18 protein-coding genes and 1 tRNA gene are annotated in these 26695 nt (G+C 72.1%); 16 read left to right on the forward strand and 3 right to left on the reverse strand.

Going from position 1 to position 26695, the window contains the following annotated elements:
• Positions 1 to 100 precede the first annotated feature (100 nt).
• From dnaA to OUQ99_RS00045, 9 genes are all read left to right on the forward strand, one after another.
• On the forward strand, positions 101 to 2239 hold the full coding sequence (gene dnaA / locus OUQ99_RS00005; protein WP_267950581.1) for a chromosomal replication initiator protein DnaA: 2139 nt from the start codon (positions 101 to 103) through the stop codon (positions 2237 to 2239).
• A gap of 1188 nt (positions 2240 to 3427) precedes the next feature.
• Positions 3428 to 4567, forward strand: a complete 1140-nt coding sequence (dnaN, locus tag OUQ99_RS00010) for a DNA polymerase III subunit beta (RefSeq protein WP_267947356.1) — start codon at positions 3428 to 3430, stop codon at positions 4565 to 4567.
• Positions 4568 to 4668: 101 nt separating this feature from the next.
• On the forward strand, positions 4669 to 5571 hold the full coding sequence (gene gnd, locus OUQ99_RS00015) for a phosphogluconate dehydrogenase (NAD(+)-dependent, decarboxylating) (protein WP_267947357.1): 903 nt from the start codon (positions 4669 to 4671) through the stop codon (positions 5569 to 5571).
• 186 nt (positions 5572 to 5757) lie between these two features.
• Positions 5758 to 6891 carry a DNA replication/repair protein RecF gene (recF, locus tag OUQ99_RS00020; protein WP_267947358.1) on the forward strand — a complete coding sequence of 378 codons (1134 nt, stop codon included), beginning with the start codon at positions 5758 to 5760 and terminating at the stop codon, positions 6889 to 6891.
• Between the two features lie 100 nt (positions 6892 to 6991).
• Positions 6992 to 7498: a DUF721 domain-containing protein gene (locus OUQ99_RS00025; protein WP_378554266.1), complete on the forward strand. Its 507-nt coding sequence runs from the start codon at positions 6992 to 6994 to the stop codon at positions 7496 to 7498.
• A 486-nt stretch (positions 7499 to 7984) separates the two neighbouring features.
• A complete protein-coding gene (gyrB, locus tag OUQ99_RS00030; RefSeq protein WP_267947359.1) occupies positions 7985 to 9922 on the forward strand; it encodes a DNA topoisomerase (ATP-hydrolyzing) subunit B in 1938 nt (645 codons plus the stop codon).
• 75 nt (positions 9923 to 9997) lie between these two features.
• Positions 9998 to 12619, forward strand: coding sequence for a DNA gyrase subunit A (gyrA, locus tag OUQ99_RS00035; protein ID WP_267947360.1), 2622 nt, complete (start codon positions 9998 to 10000; stop codon positions 12617 to 12619).
• A gap of 107 nt (positions 12620 to 12726) precedes the next feature.
• On the forward strand, positions 12727 to 13482 hold the full coding sequence (locus tag OUQ99_RS00040) for a DUF3566 domain-containing protein (RefSeq protein ID WP_267947361.1): 756 nt from the start codon (positions 12727 to 12729) through the stop codon (positions 13480 to 13482).
• 180 nt (positions 13483 to 13662) lie between these two features.
• Positions 13663 to 13736, forward strand: a tRNA-Ile gene (locus OUQ99_RS00045).
• 422 nt (positions 13737 to 14158) lie between these two features.
• Here OUQ99_RS00045 and OUQ99_RS00050 read toward each other — a convergent pair.
• Positions 14159 to 15085 carry an alpha/beta fold hydrolase gene (locus OUQ99_RS00050; protein ID WP_267947362.1) on the reverse strand — a complete coding sequence of 309 codons (927 nt, stop codon included), beginning with the start codon at positions 15083 to 15085 and terminating at the stop codon, positions 14159 to 14161.
• 334 nt (positions 15086 to 15419) lie between these two features.
• Positions 15420 to 16175 (reverse strand): MerR family transcriptional regulator, encoded by a 756-nt coding sequence (locus tag OUQ99_RS00055; RefSeq protein ID WP_267947363.1) that lies wholly within the window; start codon positions 16173 to 16175, stop codon positions 15420 to 15422.
• 286 nt (positions 16176 to 16461) lie between these two features.
• On the opposite strand from OUQ99_RS00055, the gene OUQ99_RS00060 reads away from it, so the two are divergent.
• Positions 16462 to 18579, forward strand: coding sequence for an SMI1/KNR4 family protein (locus OUQ99_RS00060; protein ID WP_267947364.1), 2118 nt, complete (start codon positions 16462 to 16464; stop codon positions 18577 to 18579).
• A 120-nt stretch (positions 18580 to 18699) separates the two neighbouring features.
• On the opposite strand, the gene OUQ99_RS00065 is transcribed toward OUQ99_RS00060, so the two are convergent.
• Complete coding sequence (locus tag OUQ99_RS00065; RefSeq protein WP_267947365.1) at positions 18700 to 19677, reverse strand: LacI family DNA-binding transcriptional regulator; 978 nt, start codon at positions 19675 to 19677, stop codon at positions 18700 to 18702.
• Positions 19678 to 19861: 184 nt separating this feature from the next.
• Between OUQ99_RS00065 and OUQ99_RS00070 the strand changes: the two genes are divergently transcribed.
• From OUQ99_RS00070 to OUQ99_RS00095, 6 genes are all read left to right on the forward strand, one after another.
• The gene (locus OUQ99_RS00070) at positions 19862 to 20683 is read left to right on the forward strand and encodes an ABC transporter permease (RefSeq protein ID WP_267947366.1); all 822 of its coding nucleotides are present in this window, start codon (positions 19862 to 19864) and stop codon (positions 20681 to 20683) included.
• Positions 20680 to 21477 (forward strand): ABC transporter permease, encoded by a 798-nt coding sequence (locus OUQ99_RS00075; RefSeq protein WP_267947367.1) that lies wholly within the window; start codon positions 20680 to 20682, stop codon positions 21475 to 21477. The genes OUQ99_RS00070 and OUQ99_RS00075 overlap by 4 nt, the downstream gene beginning before the upstream one ends.
• A complete protein-coding gene (locus tag OUQ99_RS00080; RefSeq protein ID WP_267947368.1) occupies positions 21474 to 22490 on the forward strand; it encodes an ABC transporter ATP-binding protein in 1017 nt (338 codons plus the stop codon). Before OUQ99_RS00075 ends, OUQ99_RS00080 begins: the two co-directional genes overlap by 4 nt.
• Before the next feature lie 83 nt (positions 22491 to 22573).
• Positions 22574 to 23635 (forward strand): ABC transporter substrate-binding protein, encoded by a 1062-nt coding sequence (locus tag OUQ99_RS00085; RefSeq protein ID WP_267947369.1) that lies wholly within the window; start codon positions 22574 to 22576, stop codon positions 23633 to 23635.
• Positions 23636 to 23718: 83 nt separating this feature from the next.
• Positions 23719 to 24843 (forward strand): adenosine deaminase family protein, encoded by a 1125-nt coding sequence (locus OUQ99_RS00090; protein WP_267947370.1) that lies wholly within the window; start codon positions 23719 to 23721, stop codon positions 24841 to 24843.
• Positions 24844 to 25294: 451 nt separating this feature from the next.
• Positions 25295 to 26662 (forward strand): MFS transporter, encoded by a 1368-nt coding sequence (locus OUQ99_RS00095; RefSeq protein WP_267947371.1) that lies wholly within the window; start codon positions 25295 to 25297, stop codon positions 26660 to 26662.
• Positions 26663 to 26695: the final 33 nt, after the last annotated feature.

Below are 26695 nucleotides of genomic sequence, written 5' to 3' on the forward strand. Positions count from 1 at the left end.
TCCCCCGTCCCCTCCTGCTCCACCCGCAACGCACTGATCCGCACCGAAGGGACAGCACCCATGGCAGGTCACCTTGGCTGACGCACAGGTCAACCTCGCAATGGTCTGGTCCAGCGTGTTGGACGGGATCGACAACGACTCCCTGCCAGCGCACCAGAGGGCATGGCTGCCGCAGACCCGGCCACTGGGCCTGATCGAGGACACCGCGCTGATCGCGGCGCCCAACGAGTTCACCAAGAAGGTGCTGGAGACGCGCCTCTACCCCGCCATCAGCAAGGCGCTCTCCGCCCACCTGGGACGGGAGATCCGGGTCGCGGTGACGGTCGACCCGACCGCCGTGCCGACCCCGCCCCCCACCCCCGCGCCGTCGGCCTCCTACGGCCCCTCGGCCACGCGGGGCGCGGAGGCCGACCGCGGGCACACCTTCTCCCCCGGCACGCCCGGCGTCGCCTCGGCCGGGCCGTCCTCGCCGACGGCCCCCGCCACCCCCCACGGCCCGACCCCGCAGTCGCGGGCCGGCGCCCGGGGCCAGCACGCGCGCCCGGCCCCGTCGCAGGAGGACAGGCTCCCGGGAAGCGGGGGCGCCCCGTCCGGACACACCAGGGAGGACGCCGCCGCGGGAGCGGGCGCCCACCACGCGCCGCCGACGGCCCGACGGCAGTGGCCCTCCGGACCGTCGGGGGAGGCCGGACACGCCGACCTGCTCGGTCCCACCCCTTCCCCGGACGCCTACGCCGCGGACGGCGGTCCCGTCCCCCCGGCCGGCCGCGTGACCGGCCAGGCGGACCCGCACGCGGGCCCCGGCCAGGACGGCCAGGACCCGTCGGCGTACGCGGCCCGCGACGTCCCGGCGCCCTGGGTCCAGCAGACGTTCGCCACACCGCAGGAGACCCCGACCTCCCCCCTGTGGGAGCAGCCCTCCGCCCGGGAGGGCCGACGGGAACCGGAGTCGTGGCAGCAGCAGAGCTGGAGCGGGCCCGGCTGGGACCAGCCCAACCGCTGGGAGACCCCGCGGGGCCCGGCCGCCGGCTCCGAGCAGTTCGCGGCCGGGGACCGGCGGCCCGAGGAGGAGCCGGACGAGGCCTCCCGGGACCAGGACCCGGCCCCCGAGCCCCCGCCCGAGCCCGTCCGGGCGTCGCCGAGGCCCTCCGCGCCCTCCCCCGCCCCGCCGCCGGGGCGCTCGCCGGAGGTACCCCCCGGCGAGCACGCGCGACTGAACCCCAAGTACACGTTCGACACCTTCGTCATAGGCTCCAGCAACCGCTTCGCGCACGCGGCGTCGGTCGCGGCGGCCGAGGCGCCCGCCAAGGCGTACAACCCGCTGTTCATCCACGGCGGCTCCGGCCTGGGCAAGACGCACCTGCTGCACGCCATCGGGCACTACACGCACCGCCTCTACGAGGGTTCGCGTGTGCGCTACGTCAGCTCCGAGGAGTTCACCAACGAGTTCATCAACTCGATCCGGGACGGCAAGGCGGACGGGTTCCGCCGTCGCTACCGGGACATCGACGTCCTCCTGGTGGACGACATCCAGTTCCTGGAGAACAAGGAGCAGACGCAGGAGGAGTTCTTCCACACCTTCAACACGCTGCACAACTCCGACAAGCAGATCGTCATCTCCAGCGACCGGCCGCCCAAGCAGCTGACCACGCTGGAGGACCGCATGCGCAGCCGGTTCGAGTGGGGCCTGCTCACCGACGTCCAGCCGCCCGAGCTGGAGACGAGGATCGCGATCCTGCGCAAGAAGGCCGCGCAGGAGGGGCTGGCGGCCCCGCCGGAGGTCCTGGAGTTCATCGCCAGCAAGATCTCCACCAACATCCGCGAACTGGAGGGCGCGCTGATCCGCGTGACCGCCTTCGCGAGCCTCAACCGGCAGTCGGTCGACCTCGACCTCACCAGCCAGGTGCTGCGCGACCTGGTCCCCAGCACGGAGGTCCCGGAGGTCACGGCCGGGGCGATCATGTCCCAGACGGCCGCGTACTTCGGCCTGACGGTCGAGGACCTGTGCGGGACGTCGCGTTCCCGGGTCCTGGTGACCGCCAGGCAGATCGCCATGTACCTGTGCCGGGAGCTGACCGATCTGTCGCTGCCCAAGATCGGTCAGCAGTTCGGGCGCGACCACACCACGGTCATGCACGCCGACCGCAAGGTCCGCGCGCTGATGGCCGAGCGCAGGTCGATCTACAACCAGGTGCACGAGCTCACCAGCCGCATCAAGGACCAGCCCTCGCTGCCCTGATCCCGCTCCCGACCGTGGAGGGGCCCGCCGACCGGCGGGCCCCTCCACGGTTCCCGCCCCTGTCCGTACGGGGCCGCCCCCGTCCCGCTCCCGTGCGGCCCCGGCGGGCGCCCGGGGGGCGGACGGCTCCCCCTCACGCTCCCGCACGGACCGGGCGGGACCGCGCCCCGGCTCCTGCGGACATGTCGTCCCGTCGACGGGGCGACATGGCGACTTGTCGTCCGCGGACGCCCCGCCCGCCGCCTCCCCCGGAGTTATCCACAGGCCTGTGGGGACGAACGCCCCGCCTTGTCGGGGTTCACGGCCCCTGCGCGGGGCCGCCGCGGTCCGTCCGCGACACTCTTCGTTTCGCCTGGTTCCGGGGTCGGCGCCCCCGCTGTTGCCCTCCCCACACCGGCGTCCGCGGACGTCTGGCGGCGCTCCGCCCCTGTTCACGCCACATGGCGGAGGCAGGCCCTGTGGAAAAACCTGTGCACAGACTCTTTGTCCGCGTTCGGGTGGTCTGTGGAGGGTGTCGGAAAAAAACTTTGGCGGATTCTCGCGGAAGTTATCCACAGGAGAGGGTCGAAATCTGTGGACAACCCTGTGGACAAGCTGTGGACAACCGCGTCGAAGCTGTGGGTAACCCACCCCTTCTCTGTGGACGCCGAAGCCGACCCCTTCCCGTCCACACCCCGCCCCACTGTGGACAAGCTGGGGAAAACCTGTGGACGAACCTGTGGACGCGGTGTGGACAACCTGAGGGGCCCCTCGGTTGTCCACAAGGGGCCCGACTTACGCACAGGGTTACACACAGGACCTGTGGACAAAAATTCGCAGTCTGACCTGCGACAATGATGGTTATCCACACTATCCACAGGCCCTACTACTACGGCGCACCTTCATTAACCCAAGAGTGGCTTCACAACAGCTTCGCGGAAAATCTGTGGACAAAGCCCCGAGACGACAGCGACGACAGACCGGTGCCGAGCTGTCAGCGGCAGGGGAGGAATCCGGGTAACGTGTGGTCTCGCCCCTGTCCTCCGCCGCCCACATCCGAGCGGTGGCCCCTACGGGATCCGAGCCGGCTCCCAGGCGCTGTCCACAGCCCTGTCGACGGAGTACTCCGGCAGACCCACAGACACCCCACGAGCTGCAACGTTGAGGCTTCGACCGGTACTGCCGGTCGTGCGGAAAGTGAGTCGGAAAGTGAAGTTCCGGGTCGAACGCGACGTCCTGGCCGAGGCAGTCGCCTGGACCGCGCGCACACTGCCGACGCGCCCCTCGGTGCCGGTCCTGGTCGGCATCCTGCTGGAGGCCGGCGAGTTCGAGGGCCGGCAGCAGCTGCGCCTGTCCGGCTTCGACTACGAGGTGTCCACCCAGGCGGCGGTCGACGTCGAGGTCGAGGAGCCCGGCCAGGTCCTGGTCACCGGCAAGCTCCTCGCCGAGATCACCCGCAACCTCCCTCCCCAGGCTGTGCAGGTCGCCACCGACGGCTCCAAGGTCGTTGTCACCGGCGGCAGCGCGAAGTTCACGCTGAACACCATGCCGGTCGAGGACTACCCCACGCTCCCGGAGATGCCCGGTGTGAGCGGGACCATCGGCAGCGACGCCTTCGCCGCCGCCGTCAGCCAGGTGGCCGTGGCCGCCGGGCGCGACGACACCCTGCCGATGCTCACCGGCGTCCGCGTCGAGATCGAGGGCGAGACGATCACGCTCGCCTCCACCGACCGCTACCGCCTGGCCGTGCGCGAGCTGACCTGGAAGCCCGAGAACCCCGACCTCTCCGCGGTCGCGCTGGTCCCCGCCAAGACGCTCCACGACACCGCCAAGTCGCTGACCTCCGGCGCCGAGATCTCCATCGCGCTCGCCAGCAGCGACTCCGGCGAGGGCATGATCGGCTTCGAGGGCGGCGGCCGCCGCACCACCACGCGCCTGCTCGACGGCGAGTTCCCCAAGTACCGGGCACTCCTGCCGGACACGTTCAACTCGGTCGCCGAGGTGGGGCGCGCCGAGTTCGTCGAGGCGGTCAAGCGCGTCTCGCTCGTCGCCGAGCGCAACACCCCGCTGCGACTCTCCTTCACCCAGGGCCAGCTGGTCCTGGAGGCCGGTACCGGCGAGGAGGCCCAGGCGGTCGAGGTCCTGGAGGCCGATCTGGACGGCGACGACATCCAGATCGCCTTCAACTCCGGGTTCCTGCTGGACGGGCTCGGCGCCATCGGCACCGACGTCGCCCGCATGAACTTCACCACCTCGACCAAGCCGTCGATCCTCACCGGGAAGCCGGCGGAGGAGGGCTCGGCCCCCGAGTACCGCTACCTGATCATGCCGGTGCGCCAGCCCGGCTGATCCGGACAGGTTCGATTGACTGGCGTCCGCCGGACCCGGCCCGCGGCTTCCGCCCCGGGCCGGTCGGCTTCCATCCGCAGGTGGCGAAGGGGAGTACAACGATGCAGATCGGCATGATCGGTCTCGGCAAGATGGGCGGCAACATGGCCGCCAGGCTCCGGGAGAAGGGCCACGAGGTCATCGGCTACGACGTCGCCTCGCAGGAGCGCGACGTCGACACCCTGGCCGAGCTGGTCGGCCGACTGGCCGCTCCGCGGACCGTCTGGGTGATGGTCCCCGCGGGGGAGCCCACCTCCGCCACCGTCGCCGAACTCGGCGACCTCCTGGAGGCGGGCGACCTCGTCATCGAGGGCGGCAACACCCACTACGTCGACGACCGCACCCGCGCCGAGGCCCTGTCGGCCAGGGGCGTCGGCTACGTCGACGCCGGTGTCAGCGGAGGGGTCTGGGGCCGTCAGAACGGCTACGGCATCATGGTCGGCGGCGCGGCGTCCGACATCGAGCGGGCGCGCCCGGTCTTCGACTCCCTCACCCCCGACGAGGGCGGCGGCTTCGTGCACGCCGGCGGCGTCGGCGCCGGCCACTTCGTGAAGATGGTCCACAACGGCATCGAGTACGGCATGATGCAGGCCTTCGCCGAGGGCTACGAGCTCATGGCCGCCTCCGACGTCGTGGACGACGTGCCCGGCACGTTCGAGAGCTGGCGCGAGGGCACGGTCGTGCGCTCGTGGCTGCTCGACCTGCTCTCCCGGGCCCTGGAGCAGGACCCGGACCTGGCGGAGCTGCGCGGCTACGCCCAGGACTCCGGCGAGGGCCGCTGGACGGTCCAGGCCGCCGTGGACCTCGCCGTCCCGGCCCCGGCGATCACCGCGGCGCTCTTCGCCCGGTTCGCCTCCCGCCAGGACGACAGCCCCGCGATGAAGGTCGTCGCCGCGCTGCGCAACCAGTTCGGCGGCCACGCCGTCACCAAGGCCGGCGCCGCCGACGACCACGACGAGCCCTAGGGCGTCGCCCCTCTCCCCCGGGCCCGAGGCGCCCGCGCCCCGGCACGGTCCGTGCCGTACGCCGCCCGCCCGGGCGCGGGGCTCCCGCACCGCTCCTCCCCGGGGACGCGCCTTCGTGCCCGTCCCCGGGACCACCGCACCCTTCTCCGCCCGAAGTCCGCGCTCCAGCCCCAGGAGGAAGGCCGGATGTACGTATCCCACCTGCAACTGGCCGACTTCCGCTCCTACGAGTCCGCGCTGCTGGAGCTGGCTCCGGGCGTGAGCGTGTTCGTCGGGTCCAACGGCCAGGGCAAGACCAACCTCGTCGAGGCGATCGGCTACGTGGCCACCCTGGGGAGCCACCGTGTCTCCTCCGACACCCCGCTGGTCCGCATGGGCGCGCCCCGCGCCATCGTCCGGGCCAAGGTCGTCCGTGACGACCGGTCCATGGTGGTGGACCTGGAGCTCAACCCCGGCCGCGCCAACCGCGCCCGGATCAACCAGGCCGCGGCCGGCCGGCCGCGCGACGTCCTGGGGATCCTGCGCACGGTGCTGTTCGCGCCGGAGGACCTGGCCCTGGTCAAGGGCGACCCCGGTGAGCGGCGCCGTTTCCTGGACGACCTCCTGGTGGCCCGCACGCCCCGCATGGCGGGGGTGCGCTCCGACTACGACCGGGTGCTCAAGCAGCGCAACGCGCTGCTCAAGTCGGCCTCCAGCCGCATGTTCAAGCAGCGCGCGGCGCCCGACCTGAGCACGCTGGAGGTCTGGGACGACCACCTGGCCGAGGCGGGGGCGGAGCTGCTGGCGGCGCGGCTGGCACTGGTGGAGGAGCTGAGACCGAGGATCGGTGCGGCCTACGCCGGGCTGACCGACTCGGGCGGGCCGGCGGTCCCCCATTACCGGAGCTCCGCGGCGCCGGAGGGCGCCGGGCTTCCCGAGGACCGCCCCCGGCTCGCGGACGCCCTTCGCGCGGCCATGGCGGAGGCGCGCGACAAGGAGCTCCAGCGCGGGATCAGCCTGGTGGGGCCGCACCGCGACGACCTCCACCTCCAGCTCGGCGACATGCCGGCCAAGGGGTACGCGAGCCAGGGCGAGTCCTGGTCGTACGCCCTCTCCCTCAAGCTCGCCGCGTTCGAGCTGCTGAGAGCGGACGGGGACGACCCGGTGCTGATCCTGGACGACGTGTTCGCGGAGCTCGACAGCGAGCGGCGCCGCAGGCTGGCCGAGCGCGTGCGCGACGCCGAGCAGGTCCTGGTGACCGCCGCCGTCGCCGAGGACATCCCCGAGGAGCTGGACGGGGCGCGGTTCGGAGTGCGCGAGGGGGCCGTCGAGGGTGAGTGACCACCGTCCACAGCCTGTGGACACGCCGGGCGGATCCCCGGGCCCCGGCCCGGGGGCGGGGGCATCGGTCCTCGGCGGGGGCGCGCTCCGTCCACAGGCTGTGGACGGAGCACTCCGGCCCCCCGACCCGGCTCCGTCCGCACCGTCCTCCCCGCCCGTCCCCGCGGCGCCCGCCGAGCCCGTGGCGTCCGGGGCCGACCTCGCGCGCCAGGCTCTCGCGAGGGCCAGGGCCGAGGCGCGCGACCGCGGCGCCGTCCCCCGCGGATCCCAGCGCTCGCGGAGGCGTGGCCGGATGCGGTCACGCAACGAGCCGCAGCTGTTCGGCGAGGCCGTGCGGACCTGGCTCATCGAGCACGGGTGGCAGGAACAGGTGGCGATCGGGGGCGTCTTCGGCCGCTGGTCGGACATCGTGGGCGAATTCAATGCCGAGCATCTGCGCCCCGAAAGTTATTCGGAGGGCGAACTGGTCGTGGTGGCCGATTCGCCGACGATGGCAGCCCACGCACGAGCGATGGTGCGCGATCTGATGCGCCGCCTCAACGAGGAGCTGGGCGACGGGACGGTCGTCGCGATCAAGGTCCGGGGCCCCGGTTTCCGGCGCCGCTGAACGGCCTTCCGGGCCTCCCGCTCCGCGGAGGGGGAGGCCCGGACCGTCCACAGGCTGTGGATAGCCGCAGGTGAACGCGGTCCTCCCGGGGGTGGTGTGCTACCGGGGGTACGTGGTGCGGGGTGCGCGATCCGGGGCGGGCGGCACGTCCCCGACGTCCGGCCCAACGCCACTGAAGCGCGCCGGGACTTGCGGGAGACCCCTCCCGCGTGTAGGGAGTCGGCTCCCTCCCTGAACGTTCGTTGTGATGCGGCACAGGGCCGCCAATGCCACTTTGTCGTACCGCGCGGGGTATCATGGAGACGGTTCTTCAGACGCCTGTAGCCGGTACCACGCCCCCAGGAGAGGGTGGGCGGACGGCCCGTGCGGCGAACGGTGATCCCCCAGGTGTCGCGGCATCTCGGCCCTTCGATCACCGTGCCGAGGGCCAACCGTCGTCCGCCCGGCCACGGCCGGCAGGCGTCCCCAGCAGGAGGGTGTTCCCACTTGGCCTACGACGCAGGTTCAATCACGGTTCTCGAGGGGCTTGAGGCAGTTCGCAAGCGCCCCGGAATGTACATCGGTTCCACCGGAGAGCGGGGCCTGCACCACCTTGTCTACGAGGTGGTCGACAACTCGGTCGACGAGGCGCTGGCCGGGCACGCCGACGCCATCGAGGTCACCCTGTTGGCCGACGGCGGGGTGCGGGTGGCCGACAACGGGCGCGGCATCCCGGTCGGCCTCCACCCCGTGGAGAAGCGCCCCGCGGTCGAGGTCGTGCTGACCACGCTCCACGCGGGCGGCAAGTTCGACGGCAAGTCCTACGCCGTCTCCGGCGGTCTGCACGGCGTCGGCGTCTCCGTCGTCAACGCGCTGTCCACGGCACTGGACGTGGAGATCCGCGTGCACGGCCACGTGTGGCGCCAGCACTACGAGATGACCGCGCCCACGGGCGAGCTCGTCAAGGGCGAGACGACCGACGAGACCGGCACCCAGATCACGTTCTGGCCGGACGGCTCCATCTTCGAGACGACGACGTTCACGTTCGAGACCCTCGCCCGCCGGATGCAGGAGATGGCCTTCCTCAACAAGGGGCTGTCCATCACCATCCGCGACGAGCGGCCCGAGCACACCGACGGCGGCCCGACCGTCAACACCTTCCACTACGAGGACGGCCTCTCGGACTACGTCCGCCACATCAACGCCAAGAAGGAGCCGGCGCACGCGTCGATCATCTCCTTCGAGGAAGAGGGCGACGGCATCGCGGTCGAGGTCGCCATGCAGTGGAACCAGTCGTACACCTCGTCGGTGCACACCTTCGCCAACACGATCAACACGGCCGAGGGCGGCACCCACGAGGAGGGCTTCCGCTCCGCGCTCACCACACTGGTCAACCGGTACGCCCGCGACCAGAAGCTGCTGCGGGAGAAGGACGACAACCTCACCGGCGACGACATCCGCGAGGGTCTGACCGCGATCATCTCGGTCAAGCTCGCCGACCCGCAGTTCGAGGGCCAGACCAAGACCAAGCTCGGCAACACCGAGGCCAAGTCCTTCGTCCAGAAGGTCACCAACGAGCACCTGCGCGACTGGTTCGAGCGCAACCCCGGCGAGGCCAAGGACGTCGTGTCCAAGGCCAGCCAGGCCGCCCGGGCCCGTGTCGCCGCCCGGCAGGCGCGCGACCTCACCCGTCGCAAGACCCTGCTGGAGACCACCTCCCTCCCCGGAAAGCTGTCGGACTGCCAGTCCACCAACCCGGAGGAGTGCGAGGTCTACATCGTCGAGGGCGACTCGGCCGGCGGCTCCGCCAAGGGCGGGCGCAACCCGCACAACCAGGCCATCCTGCCCATCCGCGGCAAGATCCTGAACGTCGAGAAGTCGCGGATCGACCGCATCCTCAAGAACAACGAGGTCCAGGCGATCATCACCGCCCTGGGCACCGGCATCCACGAGGAGTTCGACGCCGAGAAGCTGCGGTACCACAAGGTCATCCTGATGGCCGACGCCGACGTCGACGGACAGCACATCCGCACACTGCTGCTGACCCTGCTGTTCCGCTTCATGAAGCCCCTGGTCGAGGCCGGCAACGTCTACCTGGCCGCGCCGCCCCTGTACAAGATCAAGTGGGACCAGAAGGGCAGCGACGCGAGCTACGCCTTCTCCGACGCCGAGCGGGACCGGGTCATCGAGGCCGGGATCGCCGAGGGGAAGCGCGACCCGCGCCCGCGCGACATGGTGCAGCGGTTCAAGGGCCTGGGCGAGATGAACGCCAACGAGCTGTGGGACACCACGATGGACCCCGACCGCCGGGTGCTGCTCCAGGTCAGCCTGGAGGACGCGGCCCAGGCCGACGAGATGTTCAGCGTGCTCATGGGCGAGGACGTCGAGTCCCGGCGCGCCTTCATCCAGCGCAACGCCAAGGACGTCCGCTTCCTGGACATCTAGAGGGACCGGGCCCGGGGCGAGGTCCCGGGCAGTGAACCACGCTCAACACAAGCTTCGTAGAAGGGATCGACATCCGTGACGGATGCGAACAACCCGGACGCCCCTGAGGGAGCGGACTCCACGGTGGAGGCGCTCCCGCGCACGACGGACCGGATCGAGCCCGTCGACATCCAGGTCGAGATGCAGCGCAGCTACCTCGACTACGCGATGTCGGTCATCGTCGGCCGTGCCCTCCCCGACGTCCGCGACGGCCTCAAGCCCGTCCACCAGCGCGTGCTCTACGCGATGTACGACGGCGGCTACCGCCCCGACCGCGGCTACTTCAAGTGCGCCCGCGTCGTCGGCGACGTGATGGGCAACTACCACCCGCACGGCGACAGCGCCATCTACGACACCCTTGTGCGCCTCGCCCAGTGGTGGTCCATGCGGATGCCGCTGGTCGACCCCAACGGCAACTTCGGCTCCCCGGGCAACGACCCGGCCGCCGCCATGCGGTACACCGAGTGCAAGCTCGCCCCGCTGGCCATGGAGATGCTCCGGGACATCGACAAGGAGACCGTCGACTTCCGGCCCAACTACGACGGCCGCTCCTCCGAGCCCGTCGTCCTCCCGGCCCGGTTCCCGAACCTGCTGGTCAACGGCTCCTCGGGTATCGCGGTCGGTATGGCCACCAACATCCCGCCGCACAACCTGCGCGAGATCGCCGACGGGGTCAACTGGTACCTCGACAACCCGGAGAGCGGGGACGAGGAGCTGCTCGACGCGCTGATCCAGCGCGTCAAGGGCCCCGACTTCCCGACCCGCGGCCTCATCGTCGGCAAGCGCGGCATCGAGGAGGCGTACCGCACCGGTCGCGGCTCCATCACCATGCGGGCCGTGGTCGAGGTCGAGGAGGACCGCCGGGGACGCCAGACCCTGGTCATCACCGAGCTGCCCTACCAGGTCAACCCGGACAACCTCGCCCTGAAGATCGCCGACCTCGTCAAGGACGGCAAGATCACCGGCATCGCCGACGTCCGGGACGAGAGCAGCGGCCGGACCGGCCAGCGGCTGGTCATCGTGCTCAAGCGCGACGCCGTCGCCAAGGTGGTCCTCAACAACCTCTACAAGCACACGCAGCTCCAGGAGACCTTCGGCGCGAACATGCTCGCGCTGGTCGACGGCGTGCCGCGGACCCTGCGCCTGGACCAGATGATCCGCCACTGGGTCAAGCACCAGGTCGAGGTCATCGTCCGGCGCACCAAGTACCTGCTGCGCAAGGCCGAGGAGCGGGCCCACATCCTGCGCGCGCTGCTGCGCGCCATGGACCGCATCGACGAGGTCATCAACCTCATCCGGGCCAGCGCCTCCGCCGACGAGGCGCGCACCGGCCTGATGAGCCTCCTGGAGATCGACGACATCCAGGCCCGCGCGATCCTCGACATGCAGCTGCGCAAGCTCGCCGCGCTGGAGCGCAACGCCCTGACCGCCGAGTACGACGAGCTGATGTCCCAGATCGCCGACTACAACGACATCCTCGCCTCGGACGTCCGCCAGCGGAGCATCATCCGCGAGGAGCTCAGGGAGATCGTCGAGAAGTACGGCGACGAGCGGCGCACGCACATCATCCCGTTCGAGGGCGACATGCGCATGGAGGACTTCATCGCGGAGGAGGACGTGGTCGTCACGATCTCCCGCGGTGGATACGCCAAGCGCACCCGCATCGACAACTACCGGGCGCAGAAGCGCGGGGGCAAGGGCGTGCGCGGCGCCCAGCTCAAGCAGGACGACATCGTCCAGCACTTCTTCGTCACCACCACCCACCACTGGATCCTGTGCTTCACGAACCAGGGCCGGGTGTACCGGACGAAGGCGTACGAGCTGCCGGAGGCGGCGCGCGACGCGCGCGGCCAGCACGTGGCGAACCTGCTGCCGTTCCAGCCGGGCGAGGAGATCGCGCAGATCATGGCGCTGCGCGACTACGAGGCCGCGCCCTACCTGGTGCTCGCCACCCGTGAGGGCCTGGTCAAGAAGTCCCGCCTGGAGGACTTCGACTCGGCGCGCGCGGCGGGCATCATCGCGATCAACCTCCGCGACGAGGACGAGCTGATCGCCGCCCGCCTGGTCTTCCCCGACGACGACCTGCTGCTCATCTCCAGCGACGCCCAGGCGATCCGCTTCCCGGCCTCCGACGAGTCGCTGCGGCCGATGGGCCGGGCCACCAGCGGTGTGATCGGCATGCGGTTCCTGGAGGGCGACTACCTGCTCAGCATGGACGTCATCCGCCCGGACGACGGTTCCACCGACGTCCTGGTCGCCACCGAGAACGGCTACGCCAAGCGCACCCCCTCCGAGCAGTACCCGGTGCAGAACCGGGGCGGCAAGGGCGTCCTGACGGCCAAGGTCGTCGAGGCACGGGGCAAGCTGGTCGGCGCCATGATGGTCGACCCCGAGGTGGACGAGATCTTCGCGATCACGTCCGGGGGCGGCGTCATCCGCACCGGGGCCGCCGAGGTCAAGCAGTCGGGCCGCACCACCATGGGCGTCCGTCTGATGAACCTCGACAAGGGCAACAAGATCGTGGCGGTGGCGCGCAACGCCGAGGCCGCGGAAGAGGCCGAGGCCGACGCCGTCGCCGCCGAGGTGGCGGAGGCCGCCGAGGCCACCGCCGACACGGACGGAAACGCGGTCGACGGGGATCGCAACCCTGAGGCCTAGACTGCGCGTTAAGCCCGATAAGGACCGTGGGGTTCGCTTCGCGAACCCCACGGGGTCCGAGCGCCTCAAACACCCGTTCTCAACGAAAGTCCAGCGGTAACGTTTCTATGTCTGACAACCAGCGGAACACCACCACGAACGAATCCGACTCGGACACGGCAGGAACCGCCGGGGTCGAGGACATGGAGACGGCCGAGAGGGACACTGTCGGGGCGGAGGTCACCGGGACCGCCGGGACGCCCGCGAGCGAGGGCGTCGAGGAGTCCGGAGACGACGCGAAGGCCCCCGCCGAGCCCGAGGCGGAGCCGGAGTCCGGGAAGGCCCCGGCTGCGGTCGAGGAGCCCGTCGCCCCCGTGTCCGCGCCGGCCGAGCCGGCGGAGGAGGAGCCCGTGACGGAGGACCGCGCTGAGGCGGGGGGAACGCCAGTGACCGAAACGAAGGCCTCGGTGCCCGAGGGCCCGAACGCCGTGAAGGCCACCTTGTCCAGCAGGAAGGCGCACCTGACGGTCTCCCGTGTGGAGCCCTGGTCGGTGATGAAGTTCAGCTTCGTCGTCTCCCTGGTCTGCTTCATCGTCCTGTTCGTGGCGATCGCCGTCATCTACGCGACGCTGTCGATGCTGGGCGTCTTCGAGGAGCTGACCAGCATGATCGACGCCCTCCTGGAGGGCGACGGCGGTGATGGCGAGCTCGGTCTGAACCCGGCCGCGTGGTTCTCGCCGGGACGCGTGCTCGGCTACACCGGTGTGGTCGGCGCGCTGAACATCGTGCTGATCACGGCGCTGTCCACCGTGGGCGCGATGGTCTACAACCTGGTCGCCGACCTGGTCGGCGGCGTGGACGTGACGCTGTCCGAGGCCGAGTAGGCCCTTGGCGCCGGCCCGGCCCTCCCCCGGAGGGCCGGGCCGAAGCGCGTACGGAGCACTCCCGGCCAGGGGTAAAATGGGAAGTGAAGAGGGGCGCGGAGGCCGCGTCTCCCTTCGCTTCCGTGTCAGGTATCCGGTTCGCCCGGGTGCGGTGGGTGCGGTAGAGTTTCCTCGGAACGAGGGCGTATAGCTCAGTCGGTTAGAGCGCATCCCTGATAAGGATGAGGCCCCAGGTTCAAGTCCTGGTACGCCCACCCACGAAAAGGCCCCCCGGTCACCCGGGGGGCCTTTTGCGTACTGCTGGAAAGTACGGCATCAGCTGCTCGTAGAGCCTTTATCCGGGCCGGTCCCATCCTCCGCCGATGCTTCCTCCGAGCCGCTCGAGCGCTTCCACCGTGCTGTCGTCGTGAACGTCGGTGTGCGGGTCCGCGGTCGGCCTGATCCGGCTGTGGCGGGGGGTCCGCATCGACGGGTCGTCATGTCGCCGTGTCGACAAGCGGCCGTGTCGACAGGTGCCCTGATCGACACGCCGACCCGGGTGCGGAGGGCGGCGCGTTCGGCGGGTGCGGACGCGCCGGCGTCCCCGGCGGGCGCGCGCCGCACACGCGGCGCGGTTCCGGCGGGGACGTTCCGGCCCGCCCGCCCGGCCGCGGCGCGGCCGGGCGGACGCCCGGCGTCAGGCGGCGGCCTGGTCCGTGACGCGCCGGACGGCCTCGACGGCGATCCCGGGCTGGTCGACGTGGATGTAGTGACCGCTCTCCTCGGCGGTGCTGAGCTCGCTGAGGCCGGAGACCCCGCTCCACTTCTCCTGGCCCTCGGCCCACACGCGCTCCAGGTCGGCGCCGTACTCGGGGATCTCCCCGAGGTACTGCACCCCGTGCTGGATGATCTCCGTCGGGATGTCCCCGGCGGAGCGCACCTCCGGGTTGCTCTCGATGACGATCTGCTCCGGGTTCTCACCCTCGAACACGGCGAGGTTCTGGGCGCGCACCTCGGCGCCCGGTCCGGTGGCCGTCTCGGGGATCACGCCGGTGATGTCGTCGAGCATCGTCGGGGACGTGGCGTCCAGCAGGACCAGTCCCGCGACCCTGTCCTGGTGGTCGGGGGCGTAGCGGGCGGCGATCAGCCCGCCCAGCGAGTGGCCGACCAGGACGACCGGGCCGTCGCCGGCGATGTCGTCGAGGACGGCGGTCAGGGTCTCGCCGACGTCGGCGATGCTCTGGGGGCCCTCCGGCTGGTCGCTCGCGCCCTCGCCGAACCGGTCGTAGGAGCAGACCCGGTCCCCGTCGCTCAGGGTCTCCTGGAGGTCGGCCATGGTGTCCAGCCCGTCGCCCATCCCGGCCATCAGGACGACGACCGGCCGGTCGTCCGCCGGGAGGCCGGAACAGGACACGTTCACGGAGCCGCCCCCGACCTCGAGCGTCTTGGTTCCCGTGAACAGCTCTCCGTCGGTCATCACGTCCTCGGCGGCGGTCTCCAGGTCGGTCCGGACCTCGTCCAGGCCGGACCGCACGTCGGAGAGCGGCCCGCATCCGGTGAGCGCCGTGACGGCGACGGTGCAGCACAGTGCGGTCAGGGCGGTCGCCCGGACGGTGCGGGGCATGGGGTCCTCCAGAGGAACGGGTTGAGGGGGCGGACGTCGCCAGGGGCGTCGGCGCCGTTCACCGCGGCACGGACCGCGCGGCCCGACGGAACGCGGCGACTGGGGAGAACGCTACGGACGCGGCGGGTCGGCGTCGTCACCACACGGTGGACACCTGCTTGTCGCTCGCACGGGGGACAGGGGCGGCCCCCGGACGGCACGGCCTCCGTTCACCTGCGCCGACAAGTCCCCGAGCCGGCAAGGCGCCGGGCCGACACGTCGATCCGTCCACTTGTCGACCCTCCCCGGCGGCGGGCACGCCTCCCGTGCCGCGCCGCGCCGGGCGCGGGCGCCGTCAGGCCCCCTCGTCCCGCGAGGACGCGGGCGGGTCGTCCCGCAGGATCTTCCCCAGGCGCATCATGACGTCGACCTGGGCGGGGTTGTAGAGGTCCTTGAGCGCGGTCACGCTCGTCTCCGCGGCGTACCGGGGGCGCTTCGGCGCGATCCTGTTCAGGTCCCCCAGCACGGGGTGGTCGGCGAGGAGGCCGCGGACGGGGCCGGCGAGCCGCTCCGCCAGCTCGCGGCGCGTCTCCTCGTCGGCGTCCTCGGGCAGGGCGTCGAAATCGGACTCCTCCTCGACGACCCGGCGGTCCTTGAGCGCCTCGCTGTAGGAGCTCATCGCGGCGGGGTCCATCAACCGCGTCATGACGACGACGAACGAGCGGTCGGCCTCGCTCATGTCCACGTCGGCGGTGGCGAGCGCCATCTCGGGCGGGAGTTCGGTGGGCGCCGACTTGCGCAGGACCAGGGCCAGCTCCAGGCGCACCCGCTGGAGCCGCTCGATCGTGGCCTCCAGCTCGGCGTCCAGGCTCCGCAGCGCCTCGTCGGGGTAGGACTCGGCCTCGCCCATGTCGGCGATCTGGGCCAGGGAGAACCCCAGCTCCGACAGGCGCTTGATCCTCAGGACCCGGATCAGGTGCGCCACCCCGTAGCTCTTGTAGCCGTTGGAGCGCCGCTCCGGCTCCTCCAGCAGGCCCACCTCGTGGTAGTGCCGCACCGCCCGCACGCTCGTGCCGGCGAGCTCCGCCAATTGCCGGGTGCTCCAGGCCATGCCCGTCCCTCCTCGAAGTTCGCGCCCCCCGGCGCGGACGCGCCGACGGTACCCATGGGAAACCATGCCCCTACGGCATGGTCAAGCCCAGCTGCCCAGCTGCCCAGCTGCCCAGCCGCCCCGCCGTCGCGGCGCCCGCCGGAGCGGCCGGGAACCCCGGAGCCGCCGTGTGTTCCGCGCGGCTCCGACTGTCGGCCCGCGCGCGTAGCCTTCCCCCGTCCCCGGGGCGCGGTCGTCCGCGCAGCCGGACAGCACCCCTCCCCTCCTCCCCTCACTTGGAGCCCTCATGCCGGAGCACATGCCCGCCCTCGTCTTCCTCACCGAACGGCAGAGGAGCGGGACGGGGCGGTGGACCTCCGACCACGGACTGGTCGTCGGGTTCGAGGCCGGTCCGGCCGTGCCGCTCGCCCGACTCGACTGGCGGGACGTCGACGGCGCCGAGGCGGTGATCGGGTTCGACCCCGGGATGACCGCCTTCGTCGGCCTGCGGGTCGCCGCGGACGGCACCTCCTACGAGTGGCGGGGCCGTCTGGTGCAGCGGACCTCGGCCGGCCCCCACCGCTTCCTGGTCGCGGGCGGCCGGGCGGACGAGGAGCTGCGCCTGCTCGTCGAGGACGGCGGGGCGCCGGTCTCGCGGTTCGGCTGGGCCGACCGCGAGGGCGGCGGCGGCTCGGTCCTCCTGCGCTCCGTGGACCTGGACGAGTCCGCCTCGATGGTCGAGATCACCGACCGGGTGCGCGAGGTGCGGGCGGGGAACGAGCACGCGAGGGCGGGCGAGGTCGCCCTCAACGTGCTCGACGCGACGGCCGCCAAGTGGCTCTCCTGGCGGGACGCCGACTTCCTGGAGTTCACCATGGAGGAGCCCGTCCGGGTCCGGCACTACGCGCTGGAGTCGGCCAACGACTTCGCCGACCGCGACCCCCGGGACTGGGTGCTCCAGGGCTCACAGGACGGCCGGACGTGGGTGGACCTCGACGCGCGCGCCGACGAGACCTTCCCGCAGCGGCACCACGCCCGCGACTTCCACGTGACCGGCGAGGCCTCCGAGGAGTCCTACCGGTTCCTGAGGCTGGAGATCACCCGCAACTCCGGCGGGGGCGAGACCCAGCTGTGCCGGGTCCGGTTCTTCTCCGGCAGGCGCTCGTACGAGGCGTTCACCGGCCACCGCTACGCGGCCGGGGAGGCGCCGGCGCCGTACGCGGGCATCGCCGCCGAGCTCGTGGAGGGCGCCCCGAACACCGTCGGGAGCTGGCGGTCCTTCCTCGCCGAGTACAGCGCCGACATGCTGCGGGTCCTGGAGCCGGGCGAGCTCGTGGAGACGACCGGCGAACAGCGCGCCGCGTCCTGGCTGGGCTACGAGGGCGCCTCCGAGGAGCGGATCGCGGCCCTGGAGGAAAGGCTCGGGACCCCGCTGCCGCCCAGTTACAGGTCGTTCCTCGGGGCCTCCGACGGCTGGACCAGGATGGGCATGTTCATGTACGCCCTCCTCTCCGCCGACGAGGCCGGCTGGGCGGACGACTTCCACGACGAGGCGATGCTCGACGAGGAGGAGCTGAGGGAGGACGGACTGGTCGGCCCGTTCCTCGTGGTCTCCGGCGCCAGCGACGCGCAGACCTGGCTGCTCGACGCGGGGGACGTCTCCCCCGACGGAGAGTGGGCCGCCTACGTGTGGGCGAGCTGGTACCCCGGGCTGGGCGAGCGCCACCGCTCCTTCGCGGACCTGGTCGTCGCCGAGCGCGCCTCGTTCGAGGAGCTGAGCGGGTCGGAGGGCCGGCCGGTGCGCCCGGAGGGCGCCGAGGACCTCCTGGCCCGGGGGCGCGCGGCGGCGCTGCGCGGCCGGGTGACCGACGCGATGGAGACCTTCCGCAAGGCCGAGGAGAAGGGGTCGGGCGCCGCCGCCTACCTCAGGGCGGTGCTCTCGGCCTTCCTCGACGTCAACGGGATCCACCACGAGCTGCGCGGACTCCTGCACCGGCCCCACGTGGTGGCCGAGGTCGGTGTCGGGCAGATCGAGTCCGAGGCCCTTCCGCTCTACCTGTACAGCGCCGGACTGGACGCCCACGGGAGCACGGCCTTCGCGGTCCGCGCGCTGGGCGGCGGGGCGACGGGATTCGAGCTGCCGTCGACCGACGAGGAGCGGGACGCCCTGCTCGCCTCCCGCCGGGCCCCGGAGCCGCCCGCCTTCGAGCGCGCCCTGGACCGGGCCCGCGCCCTGGTGGCGCGGGGTGCCGGCGACGAGGCCTGGGCCGTCATCGAGGAGGCGCTGGCCGAGTGGTACCCGGTCTCGCCGAACCGCGTCGCGCCGGTCGTCCTGCTCACCGACCCCGCCCTGCGCGGCGCGGTCACCCCGAGCCGGGCGCGCGAGGTGGTGTTCACCCCGCGCGGCGTCCACCCGGACGTCTGACCGGGGACGGGGCGCCCGGGGCGGGGCCGTCCTCCGTCCGGGCGCCGCAGGGTCCGCCACCGCCGCCGCGGTGGCGGACCCTGCGGCGCTCCGCGGCCGGGACGGGGAAGCCGTCCCGGGTCACGCGTCCACGGGCTCCGCGGTGTCGGGCCAGCGCACCGGCACGGGCAGGCGCCGGCGCTCGGCCGGGAGGGGGTGCCGGGGGTCGGCGGCGATCCGGGCGAGCAGCAGGTCCGCGGCCTCACGGCCGAGTTCGGCGCCGTCGACGTCGATGGCCGGTACGCCGCGCATCGCCAGGGACTCCACGACCATGCGCTCCGAGCTGACCGTGACGGGGCGTCCGGCGGGCTCGGCGGCCAGCGCGAACATCAGGCCCAGCCCGATGGCGGTCGCGTAGGGCACCACCGCGGTCGCGCCGGAGTCCCGCACGGAGGGCGCGACCGCCACCCCCGCGGCGAAGGTGGAGGGGTGGGGTCCCAGGACGGTCAGTTCGGCGCGGCCGGAGGCGGCGGAGGTGACGGCGGCCGTCCGCTGGCGGTCCTGCCAGGAGCCCGCCGGTCCGCCGACGTAGACGATCCGTTCGTGGCCGTCGTCCACCAGGCGCGACACCAGGAAGCCGAACGCGGTCGCGGTGTCGGCCACGGCCGAGGTCATCCCCTCGATCTCGCGGTCGACCAGCACGGTGGGCTTGAGCTCCCCCGCGGCGCGGACCACGTCGTCCGGTCCGCGCGGGGCCACGACGACGAAGCCGTCGACCTGGCTGGCCAGGCGGGTGAAGGCCCCCGGCGCGTCCGGGGAGTCCAGGGGGTGCACCGCCACGGTGAGCTGGAGGTCGGCCTCCCCCGCCCGTGCCTGGGCGCCGCCGATGATGGGCGTGAAGAAGCTGTTGTCGAGGGTGGGCACCACCAGGGCGACGATGCCGGTGCGCCCCCGCGCGAGCTGGCGTGCGGCGCGGTTGGGGACGAACCCCAGCTGCTTCGCCGCGGCCCTGACCCGGGCGGCGGTCTCGGGGGCCACCAGCTCCTCACGGCTCAGCGCGCGGGACGCGGTCGCCTTCGACACCGCGGCGAGCGCGGCCACGTCGGCCAGAGTGGGCACGGATTCGCCTCCAGGTCTCGTCGGTCAACCCTAGCCCGGTCGCGGGGCAGGGGCCCGGCCACCGGGTCTCGCAGGTTGTTACACGGTGTTTACACGGATGATGCTGCGTGGACGCGTCTTCGCACCCTAGGGTGTGTGAAACCGGTTGTGCAACCGGTTTCATCACGCCCGAAGGAGGAAGGCCGTGCACTCACGCAAGTCGGCCCTCTTGCTCGTGCCCGGGTTGGCCTTCCTGCTCGTGGGGTTCCTCGTCCCGACGCTGCTGATGCTCTTCTCCCCGCCGGGCACGGGAGCCGCGGAGGTCTTCGCCCGGCTCGGCCGGATGCTCACGGACCCCTACGACCTGCGCATCATCTGGCGCACGGTCCGCCTGGGGCTGATCGTGACGGCGCTCTGCGTCGGGCTCGGGTTCCCGATCGCCTACCTGCTGGCCCGCTCCACCTCGCGCTGGGCGGGTGTCCTGCTCGCGCTCGCGATCTTCCCGCTGCTCCTCAGCAACGTCGTGCGCACCTTCGGGTGGCTGGTCATCCTGGGCGCGAACGGCGCCGTCGGCCAGGCCCTCGTCGCGACGGGACTCGTGGACAGGGCGCCGCAGCTGCTCTACACCGAGCTCGCCATCGTCCTCGGCCTCACCCAGCTGTTCCTGCCGCTCGCGGTCATCTCCTGCTACTCGGCGGTCGCCCAGGTCGACCCCGGCCTCGACGAGGCCGCCCGGGGGCTGGGCGCGGGCCGGGTCCGCACCTTCTGGAGCGTCGTGGTGCCGCTCTCGTCGCCGGGCATCGTCGTGGCGGCCACCCTGGTCTTCGCCGGCGCCGTCACCGCCTACACCACTCCCTACCTCCTGGGCGGCTCGGGCCAGCGCATGCTCGCCACCCAGCTCTACGCCTACTCCAGCGTCACGGTGGACTGGGCCTCGGCCTCGGCCACCGCGCTCGTCATGACGGTGCTCGTCTTCCTCGTCTCCGGCCTGTCCTCCGCCTTCGGCCGCAAGGGGGCCACAGCGTGAACACCCGCCGCCCCGTCGCCGCCGCGCTCGCGGTCGCCGGATACGTCGTCATGCTCGTGCCGATCCTGTTCGTGGTCGTCACCGCGTTCACCGCGGGCAGCACGCTCCGCTTCCCGCCGGAGGGGCTCTCCACCCGGTGGTTCGAGGAGGCGCTGGGCTACGAGCCCTTCCTCACCGCGCTCGTGTCGAGCCTCCAGCTGGCGGCGCTGGCCACCGCGCTCGCGCTGCTGATCGGCGTGCCCGTGGCCGTCGCGATCCACCGGGGCCGGATCCCCGGCAAGGGCCTGGTCGAGGGTCTGTTCCTGTCGCCGCTCATCGTCCCGGAACTGGTGGTGGGGCTCGCCCTCTACCAGCAGCTCATGATCGGGTTCGGGCTCGACAGCCTCACCGCGCTGACGCTCGGGCACACCGCGCTCATGATCCCCTACGCGGTGCGCGTCACGGGGGCGTCCCTGGCGCTGGCCGACCCGCACGTCGAGGAGGCCGCCCGGGGCCTCGGGGCCTCGCCCCTGAGGACCTTCGCGACGGTGACCCTGCCGCTGCTGCGCCCGGGGATCTTCTCGGCCGCGCTCCTGAGCTTCGTCACCTCCTTCAACAACGTGCCGCTCTCCCTGCTGCTCCAGACCCGGGAGTTCCGCACCCTGCCCGTCACGATGCTCGACTACGTCCAGCAGAGCTACGACCCCATGGTCGCGGCGATGGCCACGCTCATCCTCGCGGGCACCGTCGTCCTCGCCGTCCTCGCCGAACGCACCGTCGGCTTCGCCAAGATCTTCGGAGGTATCAACCGATGACCAGCGCTGCCGAGTTCGTCGGCGTCAGCCAGAAGTTCGGTGACTTCACCGCGGTCGACGACCTCAGCCTGACCATCGCCGAGGGGCGGCTCACGACGCTCCTCGGACCCAGCGGCTGCGGCAAGACCACGAGCCTGCGCATGCTGGCCGGGTACTCCAGGCCCACCGCGGGGACCATCCGGATCGCGGGACGGGACTGCACGCGCGTTCCGCCGGAACGGCGCGACCTGGGCATGGTCTTCCAGTCCTACGCGCTCTTCCCGCACATGACCGTCGCGGACAACGTCGGCTACGGCCTCAAGCTCCGCCGGGTCGCGAAGGAGGAGCGGCGGCGCCGGGTCATGGAGACCCTGGAGCTGGTGGGCCTGGCCCACCTCGCCGGGAACAGGCCGAAGAAGCTCTCCGGCGGCCAGCAGCAGCGCGTGGCCCTCGCCCGCGCCATCGCGATCCGCCCCAAGCTCCTGCTGCTCGACGAGCCCCTCTCCAACCTGGACGCGCGCCTGCGCGTGCAGATGCGGGCCGAGATCCGCCGCATCCAGGCGGAGACGGGCCTGACCGTCGTCCTGGTCACGCACGACCAGGACGAGGCACTGGAGATGTCCGACGACATGGTGCTCATGCGGGCGGGGCGGGTGATGCAGCAGGGACCGCCGCGCGAGGTCTTCCCCGCTCCGGCCAACCGCTTCGTCGCCGAGTTCCTGGGCTACGAGAACTTCCTCGCCGACGCCGAGGGCCGGACCCTCACGGTCCGGCCCGAGAACCTCCGCGTCGCCGCGGGGGCCGCGGACGCCGACGCCCCGGCCGGCCCCGGCGGGCTGCTCCTGCGGGGCACGGTGGCCCACATCGCCTACCGCGGGGCCGACCTCCTGGTCACCGTGGACGCGACCGACGACACCGGCGCGGCCGTGCGCCTGCTCTGCGACGTGCGCGGCGGTGCGGCCGAGGGCCTCTCGCCCGGGGGCGAGGTGACCGTCGACGCCCGGGAGGGCGCCCTGGTGCGCCTGCCCGACTGACCCCGTCCCCCGCGGACCGGAACCCCGGCCCGCTCCGAACCGCCCGGATCCGCCGGGCGTCCGGCGAGAGGAAACCGCACGCCATGTCCCACGCCATCCGCCGCCCCGGCCCGATCCTGACCGCGGGCGTCGCGGCCGCGGTCGTCCTCACCGGCTGCTCCTCCTCGGACGACGAGAGCGCGGACGCCCTCGTCGTGAGCACCTTCCCGTTCGGGGTGGAGGAGTTCCAGGAGGCCGTCGTCGACCCCTTCACGGAGGCGACCGGGATCGAGGTCGTCCTCGACACCGGCTCCAACTCCGACCGCCTCTCCAAGCTGGACCTGGAGGGCGGGGGCGGGTCCGACGTCGTCCTCATCTCCGACTACTACGCCGCCCTCGGCCAGGAGGGCGGGCTCTTCCAGGAGGTGGACGCCGAGCAGGTCCCCCACCTCGCGGAGATCGCCGACTTCGCCGTCGAGGAGGGCTACTCCGGTCCGGCGTACAGCTACCAGCTCAACGGCACGCTCTACAACACGGACGAGCTGGGGGCCGAGGAGGCCGCCGACTGGGGGCTCTACGGCTCCGAGGCCCACGCCGGGCGGCTGGCCCTGCCCGACATCTCGGTCACCGCGGGCCAGCTGATGGTCTCCGGTGTGGCCGAGACCTACGGCGAGGGCCCCTACGACATCGACACCGCCCTCGACACCCTGGGCGGCTGGGCCCCCGGCGTGCTCCAGTTCTACACGTCGACGACGGAGGTCACCAACCTCCTCGCCCAGGGCGAGATCGTGGCCGCCGACGCGCTGAGCGGCTTCGCGACGGAGATGGTCGCCGCGGGAGAGCCGGTCGCCTGGACCCCGCCCGCCAGCGGGTCCTACATGGCCACCAACCGGGCGATGATCCCCGTCGGCGCCGCGCACGCGGAGGACGCGCACGCCTTCGTCGACTACCTGCTGTCGCCCGAGGCCCAGACCGCCTCGGCCGAACTGGTCGGGGACATGCCGGTGCACCCCGACGCCACCGTGCCCGCCACGATCACCGACGTGGTCGGCGACGTCGCCGACGACCCGATCGCCGCGGGCTACGGGACCCTCGACCCCGCCGAGCTCGTCCCCACGCGCGGCGAGTGGGTCGAGCGCTTCGCCCGCGAGGTCACCGCGGGCTGAGAGCGCCGCCCACGGGCCCCGCGGCGCGATCCGCGCAGCGGGGCCCGACCCGTACCACCCGTTTCCAACCAGACCGGGAGCCCATGAACACCCCGCACAGCCTTCCCGCCGACTACGTCGCCAGGATGCCCAAGGCGGAGCTGCACTGCCACCTCATCGGGACCGTGCGCGCGTCGACCTTCGCCGAGCTGGCCAGGAGGGAGGGTCTCGACCTGCCGGCGGAGCCCGAGCGCGTGTACGCCGACATCAACTCGCTGCCGCCCGACCCCGACCTGTACCGGAACACGCGCATCCCCGTCCCCCAGGACAGGTCCCCCGACGAGCCGGAGGTGTCCTACTCGCTCTTCCAGGTCTCGCGCTGGGTCACGGAGGTGCTGCGCGACGCCGACGACCTGACCCGCATCGTCTACGAGGCCTTCGAGGACGCGCACCGGACCAGCTCCACCCGCCACCTGGAGCTCTTCTTCGACGCGCCGCCCGCGCACCTGGCCGGGCTCGGCTACTCGGGCTGCGTCGAGGCCTACGCCGAGGGCATCCGCATGGCCGAGCGCGACTTCGGCATGAGCGGCTTCCTGATCCAGGGCATCGACCGCAGCCGGAGCGGCGAGGACGCCCTCGCCCTGGTGCGGCAGGTGGTCGACCACCCGCACGAGTACGTCGCCGGGATCGGGCTCGACAACCTGGAGACCGCCGGACCGCCCGAGCGCTTCGCCGAGGCGTACGCCCTCGCGGGCCGGGCGGGGCTGGGGCGCACCGCCCACTCCTCCGAGCACGTCCCCACCGCGGTCAACACCGTCACCTGCCTCGACCTGCTCGGCTGCGACCGCATCGACCACGGCTACTACGTCCTGGAGGACGACGCCGTCGTGGAGCGGCTCCGCGAGCAGGGGGTCGCGTTCACCGTCGCCTCCACCACCTCGCGCCGCTCGTGGCGTCCGTGGCGCCGCGCCTCGATCCGCGCCATGCTCGACGCGGGGCTGAACGTCGTCCCCTGCTCCGACGACCCGGGGATGTTCCCGACGAGCCTGGCCGCCGAGTACCGGATCATGTCCGAGGACATCGGGGCGACCGCGGACCGGCTCCGCGCCATGGCCCTGGCCGGGGTGGAGGCGTGCTGGCTCCCCGCGGACCGCAAGGCCGCCCTGCGCACCCGGTTCGAGGAGGAGCTGGCGGCCCTGGACGACGAGTTCGGCCTGCCCCGGGTGTGACCCGGACGCCGCCGGAACGCGGGAGCCGCGCACCGTCGGCGGCGGAGGGGCCCACCGGAGGAACCGGTGGGCCCCTCCGCCGTGTGGGGCCGCCGCGCCCCCTTCCCGGCGGTGCCGCGCCGACGGGCTCCGGGCCGCCGTCCCGGGAGGGCCGCGGGCGCCCTCCGGCCGGGGCTGGTTGTCCGCTCCGTGCCCGAATCCTCACCGACCGTTCGGTCAGGTTAGGGCCTCTCATCTGCGATAAAGGGACCCCCTTGTCAAAAGTGCCTTGAGTCACATGGCATGGTGTCCGTATGGTCTGTGTGCCCCGTCACGTCCCCGCGAAGGACGCGGACGACGTGTCCGGCGCGCGCGACCGCGTCCCGGACCGGTGACCGTCCTCCCGGCCACCGAGGGCCGAGCCCCTCAGCAGAACCCGACCCCCGGTCGGCAGAGAACCTACGGAGCAGCAATGGCACCTTCCGACCCCGCGGCCCCCGTGCCGGCCGACGCCGTCGAGACAAGGGAGCGCCGCCGCGTCCTGGCGGGCACCATGGTCGGCACGACCATCGAGTGGTACGACTTCTTCATCTACGCGCAGGCCGCCGGCCTGGTGCTCGCACCGCTGTTCCTCGCACCGCTGTCCGAGACCAGCCCCGCGGTGGCCCAGGTGCTCTCGTTCGCCACCATCGGCATCTCGTTCCTCTTCCGGCCGCTGGGCGCGATCGTCGCCGGCGCCCTCGGCGACAAGTTCGGCCGCAAGCAGGTGCTCGTCGCCACCCTCGTCATGATGGGCCTGGCCACCTTCCTCATCGGCGCCCTGCCCACCTACGCCCAGATCGGCGTGGCGGCGCCCGTCCTCCTGATCCTCCTGCGCATCCTCCAGGGCTTCTCCGCGGGCGGCGAGTGGGGCGGGGCCGCGCTGATGTCGGTGGAGCACGCGCCGACCGGGAAGCGCGGCTACTTCGGCGCCTACCCGCAGATCGGCGTCCCCTGCGGCATGATCCTCGCGACCTTCGTCGTCTGGGCGATCACCGTGGTCATCGGCCAGGAGGCGTTCCTGGCCTGGGGCTGGCGCATCCCGTTCCTGATGTCCTTCCTGCTGATCATCGTCGGCCACCTCATCCGCAAGTCCGTGGAGGAGTCCCCGGTCTTCAAGCTGATGCAGGAGCGCCGGGCCAAGGCCTCCGCGCCGCTGCGCCAGCTGTTCCGCGGCAACGCCAGGGAGGTCGTCCTCTCCGCGCTGATCTTCCTCGCCAACAACGCGGCCGGGTACCTCGTGATCGCGTTCCTCGCGACGTACGCGTCCCGCCCGGTGGAGGAGTTCGGCCTGGGCATGGAGCGCGGACCGGTACTGCTGGCGACCACGCTCGCCTCGTTCGGCTGGCTGATCTCCACCCTGTACGGCGGATGGCTCTGCGACCGGATCGGCCGGGTGCGCACCTTCCAGATCGGCTACGCGATGCTGGCCGCCTGGGCCGTGCCGATGTGGTTCATGATCGACACGGGCAACGTCCTGATGTACTTCGTCGCGGTCTTCGTGTTCACCCTCGGCATGGGCCTCAGCTACGGCCCCCAGTCGGCGCTGTACGCGGAGATGTTCCCCGCCGAGATCCGCTACTCGGGCGTGTCGATCGGCTACGCGCTCGGCGCCATCCTCGGCGGCGCGTTCGCGCCGATGATCGCGGAGCTGCTGCTGACCAGCTTCGACGCCTCGTGGACCATCGGCGCCTACATCGTGGTGGCCTGTGCCGTCTCCTTCGTCGCCGTCTCGATGGTGAAGGAGCCCATGGGCGTCGACCTGCACGTGGACGACGCCGAGCCCACCCCCGCCCCCTAGGCGCCAGGGGCGGAGGGCCGGTACGCCGGCCCT

The organism is Streptomonospora nanhaiensis (assembly GCF_026642255.1).
Taxonomy (GTDB): Bacteria; Actinomycetota; Actinomycetes; order Streptosporangiales; family Streptosporangiaceae; genus Nocardiopsis; species Nocardiopsis tropica.

Coding starts and splice junctions, on each gene's coding strand:
- OUQ99_RS00090 (WP_267947370.1), top strand. CDS start 23,719: ATGAACACCCCGCACAGCCTTCCCGCCGACTACGTCGCCAGGATGCCC.
- OUQ99_RS00085 (WP_267947369.1), top strand. CDS start 22,574: ATGTCCCACGCCATCCGCCGCCCCGGCCCGATCCTGACCGCGGGCGTC.
- dnaA (WP_267950581.1), top strand. CDS start 101: ATGGTCTGGTCCAGCGTGTTGGACGGGATCGACAACGACTCCCTGCCA.
- OUQ99_RS00040 (WP_267947361.1), top strand. CDS start 12,727: ATGTCTGACAACCAGCGGAACACCACCACGAACGAATCCGACTCGGAC.
- recF (WP_267947358.1), top strand. CDS start 5,758: ATGTACGTATCCCACCTGCAACTGGCCGACTTCCGCTCCTACGAGTCC.
- OUQ99_RS00080 (WP_267947368.1), top strand. CDS start 21,474: ATGACCAGCGCTGCCGAGTTCGTCGGCGTCAGCCAGAAGTTCGGTGAC.
- OUQ99_RS00050 (WP_267947362.1), bottom strand. CDS start 15,085: ATGCCCCGCACCGTCCGGGCGACCGCCCTGACCGCACTGTGCTGCACC.
- OUQ99_RS00060 (WP_267947364.1), top strand. CDS start 16,462: ATGCCGGAGCACATGCCCGCCCTCGTCTTCCTCACCGAACGGCAGAGG.
- OUQ99_RS00095 (WP_267947371.1), top strand. CDS start 25,295: ATGGCACCTTCCGACCCCGCGGCCCCCGTGCCGGCCGACGCCGTCGAG.
- OUQ99_RS00055 (WP_267947363.1), bottom strand. CDS start 16,175: ATGGCCTGGAGCACCCGGCAATTGGCGGAGCTCGCCGGCACGAGCGTG.
- gnd (WP_267947357.1), top strand. CDS start 4,669: ATGCAGATCGGCATGATCGGTCTCGGCAAGATGGGCGGCAACATGGCC.